Origin of the sequence: Cellvibrio sp. pealriver, from assembly GCF_001183545.1 — a bacterium.
Lineage (GTDB): Bacteria > Pseudomonadota > Gammaproteobacteria > Pseudomonadales > Cellvibrionaceae > Cellvibrio.
The window spans coordinates 4,311,873-4,325,305 of the sequence record NZ_KQ236688.1 but is presented as its reverse complement, the minus strand read 5'-3'; the positions used below and the strand labels follow the sequence as shown (position 1 = coordinate 4,325,305).

The 13,433-nt window shown below is 48.8% G+C and carries 8 protein-coding genes; 4 read left to right on the top strand and 4 right to left on the bottom strand.

Annotation, left to right across the window (positions count from 1 at the left end):
• Positions 1–50: 50 nt before the first annotated feature.
• From VC28_RS18760 to VC28_RS18745, 4 genes are all read right to left on the bottom strand, one after another.
• Positions 51–1,652, bottom strand: a complete 1,602-nt coding sequence (locus VC28_RS18760) for a S41 family peptidase (protein WP_082191624.1) — start codon at positions 1,650–1,652, stop codon at positions 51–53.
• A gap of 135 nt (positions 1,653–1,787) precedes the next feature.
• Complete coding sequence (locus VC28_RS18755) at positions 1,788–4,310, bottom strand: glycoside hydrolase family 3 N-terminal domain-containing protein (RefSeq protein ID WP_053094237.1); 2,523 nt, start codon at positions 4,308–4,310, stop codon at positions 1,788–1,790.
• Positions 4,311–4,514: 204 nt separating this feature from the next.
• Positions 4,515–5,846 (bottom strand): xylose isomerase, encoded by a 1,332-nt coding sequence (gene xylA, locus VC28_RS18750; protein ID WP_049631982.1) that lies wholly within the window; start codon positions 5,844–5,846, stop codon positions 4,515–4,517.
• 84 nt (positions 5,847–5,930) lie between these two features.
• Complete coding sequence (locus VC28_RS18745) at positions 5,931–7,415, bottom strand: xylulokinase (protein ID WP_049631981.1); 1,485 nt, start codon at positions 7,413–7,415, stop codon at positions 5,931–5,933.
• A gap of 324 nt (positions 7,416–7,739) precedes the next feature.
• On the opposite strand from VC28_RS18745, the gene VC28_RS18740 reads away from it, so the two are divergent.
• The 4 genes from VC28_RS18740 (at position 7,740) to VC28_RS18725 (ending at position 13,397) form a co-directional block, all read left to right on the top strand.
• Entirely contained in the window at positions 7,740–8,471 is a 732-nt protein-coding gene (locus VC28_RS18740) for an NUDIX hydrolase (RefSeq protein ID WP_197085568.1), read from the top strand.
• Between the two features lie 109 nt (positions 8,472–8,580).
• On the top strand, positions 8,581–9,993 hold the full coding sequence (locus tag VC28_RS18735; RefSeq protein ID WP_049631980.1) for a sugar porter family MFS transporter: 1,413 nt from the start codon (positions 8,581–8,583) through the stop codon (positions 9,991–9,993).
• Positions 9,994–10,363: 370 nt separating this feature from the next.
• The gene (locus VC28_RS18730; protein WP_049631979.1) at positions 10,364–11,419 is read left to right on the top strand and encodes an acyltransferase family protein; all 1,056 of its coding nucleotides are present in this window, start codon (positions 10,364–10,366) and stop codon (positions 11,417–11,419) included.
• 130 nt (positions 11,420–11,549) lie between these two features.
• Positions 11,550–13,397: an endo-1,4-beta-xylanase gene (locus VC28_RS18725; protein ID WP_049631978.1), complete on the top strand. Its 1,848-nt coding sequence runs from the start codon at positions 11,550–11,552 to the stop codon at positions 13,395–13,397.
• The last annotated feature ends 36 nt before the right edge of the window (positions 13,398–13,433 follow it).

The window sequence follows — 13,433 nt, the reverse complement described above, 5'->3', positions numbered from 1 at the left end:
TTTTGCAACGCATATCACCTTTCTTTCATTAATTCGCTATTGATCAGATATTAACGATCCTGAATCATCAACCGTCTGGTGGGCGGCAACATCAATTCTCCTTGCTCTACATCCACCGACACTTTCTGCTGGCCACGAGTTGATGCAGTTGGACATATCCCCGTTGCACGCAACTGCAGTGCAGCCGCAAGTAAAGGTTCATTTGAATCACCTAATTGATAGGTCAGATTATCTGCAACACTACAACCTTTAACTCTATCCATTCCATTATCGGTTGTGGACGGTATAAAGCCATCGCTATATTCGCCATAACCTTTGGCATTTACTGCTTTAAATTGGATGGTGTAATAGGTAGTGCCGCAATTCGGTTCCGGCAAAAATCCATAGGGTTTGCCGCATGTGGTATCACCAATTAAATAAACACTGACACCAATACCGCGCAAACTATTGATGACCAATTCACTTGCGGAACACGTTCCTTCTGTTGCCAACACATAAACGCGCTGCAAATTCAGTGTAGGCAAATTTAACGATTTATTTAAGCCATACAAACCAACATCGACGAACCCCCAAGGATCTTCTTTAGGCATTTTTGAATTGGCGACATTCTGGTAAAACACTTTATTGTTGGTGTTGGCCCCAGCAATCATATAACCGACTTGCGCCGCAATTGAAATATATCCACCACCGTTGTAGCGCATATCCACGACCAAATCAGTTACACCCGCATTTTTAAGCGAGTTTATTGCCGTCACCCATTGGTCCTGTGCATCTGGAATAAAAGTATTGAATTGAATATAACCTACCTTACTGCCGTTATGATCAATCGCTTTGGCAATGGATACAGCTTCTGTTGGTAAAGAGGCTGATTCCAAAATGACTTTACGGGTGTTATTGGTACCGGCATCCTGAATTTCAAATTCATGTACCGCATTAATTTGTGGCGGATAAAGCGCATCAAATAATGCATTGGCATTCATGGTGGATATATTCAATCCATCCACTGCGATAATTTTTGCACCACGTTTAACGTTGTTATTAGCAGCCGGTGAATTACTATCGGCGTAAACAACCTGGATAGTCCGCGGTACTTCCCAATTAATTTTTAAATGAAGTCCGTAACCATAAGTGATGCCCGCACTCCATGCCTCTTCACTTTCGGTCGGCTCATAAAAATGGAAATTATCTTTATAAGAGCCCGAGGGTGTTTTTTTATCGGAAACCAGACGTCTGAAATAATTTTGTGGCGTATCACTATTGTCAGGATTGACATCAGGTAAATCCTCAAACCAAAGATAGGTTTCATAACTCCATGAGCGCAAAAAATTCTTTTCTTGTGTGGCGTTTCCTTTACGGTCAGGGAAAGGAATGCCGGTAATTTTGCTTGCGCCTACACGTGGTTTTTCGCAGTAATTTTTAAAGTTATCCGACGGTTTATACACACCTGCTTGCCAAGTATTATTGCCGCCGGAAATAAGCCCCGGTGTGCCGCCCCCACCGCCATCACCTCCCCCGCCACCGCAGGATGAGAGCAGAAGTACAGAAGCGCAAAGGGAAACAAGGGATGAAAGCCGTTTTGGCAATAATGAGAATAAAGGCAAGGCATGAGCCTTGGCTGCCGTTTTTGTTGCGGGGCAAGATGATTCGTTCACAGTGAAGTCCTTAGGTATCCTATTAGTCACCCACAGCCGACGGTGGGTGCAACAGAATAAAAGAAAAGGACCTGAAAAACTACGGCGGGGATACCCCCACCGCAGTGGGCTGACAGGGTGTTCCAGCTAAACCGATTACAAATAACTCACCGCTGCCGGTGTGATGTAGACCTTGGAGCGGCTGACATCCGCTGCTTTACCGGTCACGTTTAATTCTGCTTTTAATGGCAGATCGGCAGATGATCCGCCCACCATCACATTGATTTTTCCCGGCTCAAGCATAAATTTCATCGCGCGGTCATAAAACGCAAATTGATTGGCCGACAGGGTAAACACCACGCGCGCCGATTGGCCAGCAGCAAGATTTACGCGTTTGAAACCGCGCAATTGTTTAACCGGTTGGGTAACGCTCGCCACCGGGTCATTGGTGTAAAGCTGCACAATTTCATCGCCCGCACGCTTGCCGGTATTGGTCACTGTGACACTGACATTAACCACTTCATTTGCACCCAGCGTGGTTTTGTCCAGCTGCATATCTTTGTAGGCAAACTGCGTGTAACTCAAACCAAAACCAAAAGGATAAAGCGCGTCGGTTTTTTCAAATGCATAGCCGCGTTTAGCCGAAGGCTTATAGTTGTAATACACCGGCAAATGGCCAGCAGAGCGCGGAACACTTACCGGCAATTTGCCGCCGGGATTGACATCGCCAAATAACACGCGGGCAACTGCGCGCCCCGTTTCTTGCCCCAAATACCAACCTTGCAAAATCGCGGGCGCAGTTTCTGCCAGCTTACTGATTGCCAATGGACGCCCACCTATTAGCAACACCACCGTTGGTTGTCCGGTTGCCAATACAGCATCAACCAACGCTTGCTGTTCGCCCAATAATTCAAGGCTGGTCCGGTCGCCCAAATGGCTATCGCTCCAAGCCTCGCGCGAGGTTGCTTCGTTATCGCCCACAACCACAATAGCAACATCACTTTTTTGCGCAGCGGCTACTGCTTTTTCAATCATACCTTTGGTATCAGCTGGTGATGCCAACACTACCTCGTCGGTGTGCCAACGCTGTTTTGAACGGCTGTTGGCAGCGGCAGAATCCGGATGCGATGGCCATTTTTCAATGGTTAACAATGTGCCTTTCTCGTGATGCACTTTCACTGCACTGCCAAGATATTCCGTTAAACCCTGCAATATACTGACTGTCTTTTTGGGTACATCGCTATAGCCACCAATCAAGGTTTCATCGACATGCGGGCCGATCAGCGCGATGGATTTCAATGCTGATTTATTTAACGGCAAAATATTTTTTTCGTTTTTCAGCAGGATGATAGATTTTTCAGCAACCTGTTGCGCAAGCAACGCGTGTTGTGGATTTCCGACAAATGCATCCACATCAGTGACGGGGGTGTAGGGCGTATCGAACAACCCTAGTGAAAACTTTTCATGCAATACGCGCGCGACGGCTTGATCAATTTTTTTAATGCTGATTTTTTTATCGTTAACTAATTGAACCAATGTTTTGTAAGCATCGCCGTCGGGTGTTTCGACATCGACACCGGCAGCCATTGCCATCAGTGCGGCATCAGATTTATCTGCCGCAAGATGATGACGGTTAATTAATTCGGCAATCGCAAAATAATCACTGACAACAACACCACTAAAATTCCATTCGCCGCGCAAAATATTTTGCAGCAAATCCACATTCGAATGCGAGGGGATGCCATCAATTTCATTGTAAGACGCCATCACACTGCGTGCATGTGCCACTTTCACCGCCGCTTCAAAAGGCGGTAGAAAATTTTCGCGCAGACTGCGCTCACCTATCGGCGCTGGCGCGGTATTTAATCCGCCGGTGGGTTCACCGTGCCCGGCAAGATGTTTCAAGGTCGCCAACACGCGCTCTTTACCAATGTCTTTGCCGGCTCCCTGAAAACCTTTTACGGCTGCTACGCCCAATTCAGATACCAGATAAGGATCTTCGCCCATAGTTTCTTCAATGCGCCCCCAGCGCGGGTCGCGCGCCACATCAAGTACAGGCGCAAGCGCCTGGTGCGTACCTATCGCGCGCATTTCTTTTGCGGCAATGGTGTACACCTGCTCAATGGCGCTTGGGTCCCACGTACTTGCCAGAGCAATCGATTGCGGAAAGCTTGTGGCATTGCGACCAGCGTGACCGTGCAATGCCTCTTCATGAAAGATCGCAGGAATTCCCAAGCGGGTATTTTCAACCAGATATTTCTGCACAGCATTGGTGAACGCCAATGTTTGTGCCGGTGTTTTATTGGGAGACAGCACTGCTTTATTTTCTGCCGGACGGGCAACCTGACCAATACCCAACCCGATAATGTCTTGTGCATGCTCTGCGGTAAATTCACCCGCTTCTGTTTCCAATTTTTGCCGCGCAACCCACACGGTTTGCAATTGCGCAACTTTCTCTTCCAACGTCATGCGTTTGAGCAAATCATTGACGCGTGCATCGATTGATTTGGCGGGATTTTTATAAACCGGAACTGTTTTGTGAGAAGTGCCGGGCTTGTGTGAAGCGCCTGTTTTATTCGAATCGTCTGCGCTATTGACATTGTGTGCACTAAACGGAAGTGCCAATAACAATGCACTGGCAATACAATTTTTTAACCGTAGGGATAATAAGGGTTGCATAGTGTTGCCCTCTTTTACTGGTGTATTTTTGGTTGTGCGAACGTGGTACTTGATTTAACAATTACGATGTTTGATTTAACGATTGCGATTCTTGGTTTTTATTATGTTATTGGTAATAAAAAAGGCCGCCAGTTATCACACCATTGCTGGGATGATCATAGGCGGCCAGAGGCTTTGCTAGAAAAATTGTTAACTCAAAAACGATTAACGGATGTAACGGTTGATAATATTTTCGTACAGCTCCTGACGGCCGCTTTGCAAGGTGATTTCGCCACCTTTGTTACCGATCTCTGCCAATTGTTGCAGAGTCAGCTTGCCTTGTTCGTACGCAGCGCCATTGCCTGCATCGAAGCTGCTGTAACGCTCTTTGCGCATACCTTCCAGCGGTGATTGTTGAATCAGGCTGTCAGCGATAATCAACGCGCGTGCAAATGTATCCATACCACCAATGTGGCCGTAGAACATATCTACCGGGTCTGGAGAGTTGCGGCGAACTTTTGCATCAAAGTTCACACCACCACCTTGCAAACCACCCGCGCGCAACAACACCAACATCATCTCTACGGTTTCGTTGATGTTGTAAGGGAACTGGTCGGTGTCCCACGCGTTTTGGTAATCACCGCGGTTAGCATCCAATGAACCCAACATGCCAGCATTTGCTGCGGCTTGCATATCGTGGCACATGGTGTGGCCAGCAAGCGTTGCGTGGTTAGTTTCCAGATTCAATTTAAAATCTTTATCCAAACCGTGATGACGCAAGAAACCAATTACGGTTTCGGCATCAAAATCGTATTGGTGCTTTGAAGGTTCCATTGGTTTTGGTTCGATAAAGAACCAACCTTTAAAACCTTGTGAGCGCGCGTAGTCGCGAGCCATGGTCAGGAAGCGCGCCATATGTTCTTGTTCGCGTTTCATGTCGGTGTTGAGCAAGCTCATGTAACCTTCACGGCCACCCCAGAACACATAGTTCTCACCGTTCAGTGCGATGGTTGCATCAATCGCATCTTTCAATTGCGCACCGGCATAAGCCACTACGTTGAAATCCGGATTGGTAGATGCCCCGTTCATATAACGTGGGTTAGAAAACAGGTTGGCAGTACCCCACAATAATTTCACGCCAGATGCTTTTTGTTTTTCCTTTGCGTACTCAACAATAGATTGCAAACGGCTGGAGGTTTCTGCACGTGATGCACCTTCATCTACCAGATCCACATCGTGGAAGCAGTAGTATGGAGTGCCCAACTTGGTGATGAATTCAAATGCGGCATCCATTTTTTCACGCGCGCGCGCGATAGGATCTTGCGTTGCCATCCACGGGAAAATTTTGGTGCCTGGACCAAAAGGATCATGGCCAGCGCCACAGAAGCTGTGCCAGTAGCAAGTGGCAAATCTGAAATGTTCTTTCAAGGTTTTGCCGGCAACTACGCGGTTTTCATCGTAGTATTTAAATGCTAATGGATTATCAGAATCCGGGCCTTCGTAACCGATCTTGCTGATACCGGGGAAGTATTCTTTGCTACCAAGAACAATACTCATATTTTTCACCTTGAGGATTTTTTACTAACACACATTCAAAAAATTGTTTATCGCAAGCGGGCTCAAACCAAAATATTTTTTAAGTTACTTTGGCAATAGTGCAACCCAGTGTTGATAAGCATCCTGATACTGGGCAAACAGTGCTGCTTGTGGCTCCACCACACTCAGGCGCGTCAACCCAGTAAATGCTTCATTCGCTGAAGCGTAATAACCACTACCCAATGCCGCTGCGCGCGCTGCGCCTTCAGCGCCATCGGTTTCAAACATTTCGACTGCAGCTTGCGTTGTATTCGCAAAGGTTTGCGCAAATACATCGCTTAAAAACATATTGCCTTTACCGGCACGCACCACTTCGCAACTGCCACCCAATGATTTCAATACATCGAAACCCTGATTGAGTGAAAACACTATGCCTTCTTGTGCGGCGCGCACCATGTGCCCCAAACCATGGCGATTAAAATCCAGGTTGCGCAATTGCGCGCCCAGATTTTTATTTTGAAAAATTCGCTCGGCACCATTGCCAAACGGATGGAACAACAAACCATCACTGCCCACTGGCACGGCTTGCGCCAACGCATTCAATTGCGGATAAGATGGCGTTGCGCCGGCCGCACTGATGGTTTGGCGCAACCAGGAATACAAGCGGCCACAACCATTCACACACACCAGCACGCCATTGCGTTTTTTCTCTTCGGTGCTGGTGACATGTAAAAATGTATTTACGCGCGATTCAGTATCAGCCGCGGGCTGATCGGTCACGCCGTAAATCACACCCGAGGTTCCCGCCGTTGCAGCAACTTCGCCCGGCTCCAACACATTCAAGCTAAATGCATTGTTCGGTTGATCGCCCGCGCGATAACAAATTTTCACGCCTGAACGCAAACCTAATTCCGCCGCAACCGAATCACTCACGACCGATTGCACACCAAAGCTGGGCACTACATCGGGAATCACTGCCGCATCAATTCCCCAGTGCGCCAGCAATTCAGTGGCAACGCGATTTTCTTTGAAATCCCACAGCGTACCTTCTGATAAACCCGACGCGGTCGTGTTGATTTCGCCTGATAATTTCATCGCTACAAAATCACCGGGCAGCATAATTTTGTGGATGCGCGCGAAAATCTCTGGCTGGTTTTCTTGCACCCAGCGCAATTTCGCTGCCGTGAAATTGCCAGGGGAATTCAACAAATGACCGAAGCAGTAATCGTGTCCGAGATCGGTGAGTGCTTTATTGCCCAGCGGCACCGCACGGCTGTCGCACCAGATAATAGAAGGGCGCAACACTTGCTGGTTTTTGTCCACAACAACCAAACCGTGCATCTGGTAAGAAATACCGATTGCATCAATACGCTGCGGGTCAAAACTGCCGCGCGCCACCAAACGTGCAAAACCCTGACGAATGCAATCCCACCAGGTATTCGGGTCTTGTTCGGCAAAACCGGCAGCAGGGCTTTCTATCGCCAATTCCGATTCAGGATGGGACAGCGCGCCCAGACTTTTGCCTGTAGCACCATCCAATACCGACAATTTGACGGAAGAACTGCCGACATCAATGCCAAGAAACAACATAGCGGTTTTCACCTTAGGCTTTGCAGCCAACACATAGAGAGAGAACTAAACAATGCGCACTTATGGTTATAAATTGCACACCGTTATTTGACATGAGCATAGAATAGCTTATTGTCTATGTGACAACAAGATAAAGGAACGTAAATATTAAGGTCATAATCACAATATCTATGAAATTTCTTTTGTGTCGCGTAAGTTGATCCTATCCGCGCAGCTCTCGACCATTGTGACGCTGGCTTATACAATGCCGATTAAACCAGCCTATCGAACAGGCTTTATCGACTAATAGAAACAATAACCTTTGTTATCCTGAGGACATTGAACGTGCCCACTACTCACATTCCCGGCAGCCAACCAACCCATAGCAGCCTCAACTTGGCTGAGGATGTCATCAAGGCACTTTCTATCGATAACCTGATTTTTGGCTTGGAAAATAACGAGCTGAAAATTCTGCTGGTCAAGCAAACTGACCCTCTGCATCAAGGTAAATGGGCGCTGCCCGGGGGCTGGATCCGTTACGATGAAAACCTGCGCGATGCAGCCTATCGCCTGCTGGAAGAACTGACCGGCGTACGTGATTTGTATCTGGAACAACTGAAAACCTTTGGCCGGGTTGACCGTTTTCCCACAGAGCGTGTTGTGACCATCGCTTATTACGCACTGGTAAGCGCCGATAAATTTTCATTAGTGGCGGGCCAAAGTGCAGCCGATGTGAACTGGCAAAGCGTGAATAACTTGCCTGAACTTGTGTATGACCACGCGGAAATCATTGCGCATGGTTTGAAGGTGTTGCGCCATCAGGTTTGCCATCAACCGATTGGTTTTAACCTGCTCCCGGAAAAATTCACCCTGCTGCAATTGCAAGCGCTGTATGAGGCAATCCTCAACACCACGCTGGACAAGCCCAACTTCCGTCGCAAGATTATGAAGATGAATCTGCTGTCGCCGTGCAATGAAAAACAGCAAGGCGTTCCACATCGCGCTGCAAGCCTTTACCGGTTTGATGCCGAGGCCTACAAACACCTGAGCGAATCCGGTTTCGCCTTCGAGATTTGACGGCTAGCCACACGGCAATTGTGGTATGGTCGCGCCGTCGAATTAGCGGCAATAAAAAAGCCTGCCGATCAAAGACAGGCACACGATAATTTCAATAACAGGTATTACCATGAACGAGACCTCCAGCCCTACCCAGGCAAACATGTCGTTTGTCGTACTCATTAGTTTGATCGCCACCATTGGTGGATTTCTGTTTGGCTATGACAGTGGTGTAATTAACGGCACCGTTGATGGCCTGCAAAAAGCGTTTAATTCCGATTCCATGGGCACCGGTTTTAGCGTGTCCTCCATGCTGCTCGGTTGCGCCGTCGGCGCTTTCTTTGCTGGCCAGTGGGCCGACAAATATGGCCGCTGGTGGGTACTGATGGTGTCATCCATTCTGTTTATTATTTCTGCCTGGGGCTCAGGCATTGCAACCGGCTCGGTTGAATTCATCATCTACCGCGTGATTGGCGGTCTCGCAGTAGGCGCAGCGAGTATTATTTGCCCCGCCTACATCAGTGAAGTGGCACCTGCGCAGTACCGCGGCAAACTCAGCTCCATCCAACAAATTGCGATTATCAGCGGCTTGTTTTTCTCCTTCCTCAGCAATTACCAACTGGCCGAAACCGCTGGCGGTTCAACGTCTATTTTGTGGTGGGGTTATGAAACCTGGCGCTGGATGTTCTGGATGGAATTGATCCCTGCCGGTATCTTTTTCCTGGCGCTATTCCTGATCCCTGAAAGCCCGCGCTTTTTGGTTGCCAATGGTAAAAATGACAAAGCCAAAGTAGTCCTTACCAAACTCTATGGCGACAAAGCCGATGACAAAGTCAAAGACATCTACAACACCCTGGCTCATGATCACAAACCAAGCTTTCGCGATTTGGTGAACAAAAGCACCGGCAAAATTCGCCCGATTGTCTGGATTGGTTTTGGCCTTGCGGTATTGCAACAATTTGTGGGCATCAACGTGGTGTTCTATTACGGTTCGGTACTCTGGCAAGCGGCCGGTTTCTCTGAGAGCGATGCACTCTTTACCAATGTGATCTCGGGTGCGGTGAGTATCGGTGCCTGCCTGGTGACCTTCTTTTTGGTGGATAAAATCGGCCGTAAACCCCTGCTGTGGTTCGGTTCTATCGGCATGACCATCACCCTTGCACTGGTTGCCTACGCGTTTTCCGGTGCACCAACCGACGAAGCCGGTAAGCTGCAACTCTCCCCAACCGACGGGATGCTGGCACTGATTGCGGCCAACGTGTATGTGGTGTTCTTCAATATGTCTTGGGGGCCAGTGGTGTGGATCATGCTGGGTGAAATGTTCCCCAACCAAATGCGCGGTTCTGCCCTGGCTATTGCCGGTCTGGCGCAATGGGGCGCGAATTTCCTCATCACCTGGACCTTCCCAATGCTGCTGGCATCTGCGATTGGCTTGGCGGGCGCTTACAGCATTTACACTTTCTTCTCGCTCTTCTCGGTGTTCTTCGTGATGTGGTACATCAAAGAGACCAAAGGCAAAGAGCTGGAGCAAATGGAAGGCTAATCCTGACTTTCCTGAAATACCCAAAAGGCGAACTTCGGTTCGCCTTTTTATTGCTCGCTATTTTGATCCACATTTTTTAATTCCGCATGCTGCCCACAAATCATCCATTGCTGCACGCACCTGCCCTTTTGTGAATCCCCGTCATATCGCCACGTTTGATTATCCAAACATTCAGCCACTGCTTTTGTCGTCCAAAACATTTGTACTCGGGTACAAATCCACAATTTTGGTTTCAGCACGTCGTTGAGCAATCCGGCTGGACTGTATTTTGCTTCATCCCTTCAGACTTATTGATCTAACCAGCAATGACTGAAGCCTGAACTTCAGTTATTTGCCTGCATTCACACACTGCGATGGGAGTTCGCCCGCTATGGATACCCGCTCATTAACCATCCCGCATACGGGACCTAAGGACAAAATGCCCAATCTGGATGGCATACGCGCATTGGCTTGTCTTTTCGTTATTGTTTCCCACATGCCTTGGCCAACTTATATAGGGCTGATTGGCTCCGTAGGGGTTGGCGTTTTTTTTGTGCTTAGCGGTTTTTTGATGGGCTACCTTTACGCGCGCAGCGACTGCGACAGCAACGCGGTAGTTAAATACGGGATTGCGCGTTTCTCGCGTATCGCCCCGATTTACTGGCTGGTCGTCAGTATCTGTATCTTGCTAACCCAATTCGCTCCCAGCGATTTCCCCTTGGCGATTGAAGGCTCGACCGATATCGCCCGCCATTACCTGTTCAGTGGCAACGTCAGTATTTTCTGGTCAATTCCGTTAGAAGTGCAGTACTACGTATTTTTTCTGTTTGTGTGGTGGTGCATTGCCAATCGCAACCGCCTGACCTATGCAATGCCGCTGGGGATTTTTGCGTGCGCATTGTTGATACTCACACACGACTACTGGCCCAACTTGAGCGTGCCTAACAAACTGCATTACTTTTTGGCAGGAACGGTTGCAGGGCTTTTACCGCGCTGGCAGTGGGAGGGAACCCGCAACCGGGTTGCACTGAACCTATTGCAGCTCACCGCCTTGGCCGTCATTTTCTCGCCCATGATGCTCGTTGATAGCACCCCCGCCCTTTACGATTCTGTGGAGATGAGCATTGCGTTTGCGATTGCAATTTATCTGCTCTCGATTGACTCCCGCTGGACATCGCTGCTGTTTGCCAATACACCCATGCGCAAAATTGGCCAGGCCAGCTTTTCGATTTATCTGATGCATGTACTGGTGTTTTATTACGGTGCCCACTGGCTTGGGCTTGACCACAAAGAGTACGCGCCACTCTGGATACCCCTGGGAATTGCAGGGGTGTTACTGCCGATGATCGCATCCCATTATGTAGAAATGCCGTTGCAACGCATGAGCCGCAAACTGCTGGAAAGATTGCCCGACAAAGTCAGCCGCGCACTACCACAAGCAACCTGATTCAGCATCGCAGTCCCTGCCACATCTGTTGTGAGTAGCCGATATAAATCAGGCTCTCACTGGTATACAAGTGTTCCACGGTTATGGTTTAATTGACTACAACAATAACACCATAACTAGGGACCTTACCATGCAACAAATCCAACGTTTAATACCTCTCTTTTTGATTACTATCGGGCTAAGTGCCTGTGGTGGTGGAAGCGGAGGCAGTAAATCAACCAACTCCAGCGCGGCCTCTGTACTTGCATCGTCAGTAGTGCCAAGTTCAGTGGTGGCAAGCTCAGTGGTGGCAAGTTCAGTGGCTCCATCATCAACCGCACGTTCTTCAGTGGCACCTTCATCCGTGCCCACCTCATCAGTTGCACCCAGCTCCACACCGGCATCCTCTGCACCGGCCAGCAGCTCAAGCTCTATCGCTAACACAACTATCAACGTAGATATGACCAGCGGCTGGCGCGGCAATGGCGAGGGAAACTCCGGTGTCACGTTTAATAGCGATGGAGTCAGCTTTACCGCCAGTGGCGACAATATTGGCGCAGTCACCGATGTTGCCAAGCCCATCAAGCTGGAAGAAGCCGTCATCTCCATGGTGGTAAATGTCAGCAGTGAATTCAAAGCCAGCGGTGCCAGTTTGCAACCACTCGCGCAAATCAAAGGGGGAAGCTGGCCGGGAGAATGGGGCTGCTGGTCAGGCAATGAATTACTCACTGCCGGTACCGATGTCACTATCACCTGCACCATCAGCGAGGCCGATAAAAAATTCGACCAAACCGATAACGACGTACAAATCGGTGTTCAAGCCAAAGGCTCACCCGCCGGCGTTGTTACCATCAAAAGCGTCACCATCGCGCTCGCGCAAACGGCTGCAAGTTCCAGCTCAGCAACCAGTTCAACCGCCAGCAGCATTTATTCGGCCGGTGTTAACAGCCTGCGCGATCTTGCCAGCTTCCCGATTGGTGCTGCGGTATCCAATACCGATTCCGCCACTTACAACATTTTGACCAACGCCTCTGAACAAGCGGTGGTGGAAAAACATTTCGATCAAATGACCGCAGGCAACATTATGAAAATGAGTTACTTGCAGCCGACGCAGGGCAACTTCACATTCACCAATGCCGATGCATTTGTCGATTACGCCAAGAGTAAAAATATGACCGTACATGGCCATGCGTTGGTGTGGCATTCGGACTATCAAGTGCCATCGTTTATGAAAAATTGGTCAGGTTCCGCTGCCGATTTTATTACCGCGGTTGAAGCGCATGTGACTGCCGTAGTCGATCATTTTGAAGCGAAAGGCAATGTCACCAGCTGGGATGTAGTGAACGAAGCGATCAATGACAGCAGCCCGGCAAATTTCCGCACCGACTCGGCGTTTTACACCAAAAGCGGCAACAGTGCGGTATACATTGAAAAGGCATTTCAAGCCGCGCGTGCAGCAGATGCTAATGCAACGCTGTATTACAACGATTACAACATCGACCAGAACAACGCCAAAACCACCAAGATGATTGAAATGCTGACCGACTTCCAGGCGCGCAACATTCCTATTGATGGCGTAGGTTTCCAAATGCATGTGTTTATGGATTACCCATCAATCGCCAATATCAGTGCAGCCATGAAAAAAGTGGTTGATAAAGGCCTCAAGGTAAAAATTACGGAATTGGATGTAGCTGTCAATAATCCGTACAACAGCGGCTGGCCGGGCAACAAAATTACCACCTTCACTGAAGCGGCTGCACTCGCACAGAAAAAACGTTATTGCGAAATTGTAAAAGCCTATCTGGATACAGTACCTGCCAATTTACGCGGTGGTATTACTGTGTGGGGTACCACCGATGCAAGCACCTGGTTAACCACCGCGACCGCAGCCTACAACGGCCAAGCAATTGCCTGGCCATTGCTGTTCGATAACAACTACAACGACAAACCCGCACTGCGCGGCTATGCCGATGCATTGCAGGGCAGTGCGTGTAATTAATTGTTAGCACTGCACTAAACACTCTCACAGTGGGCA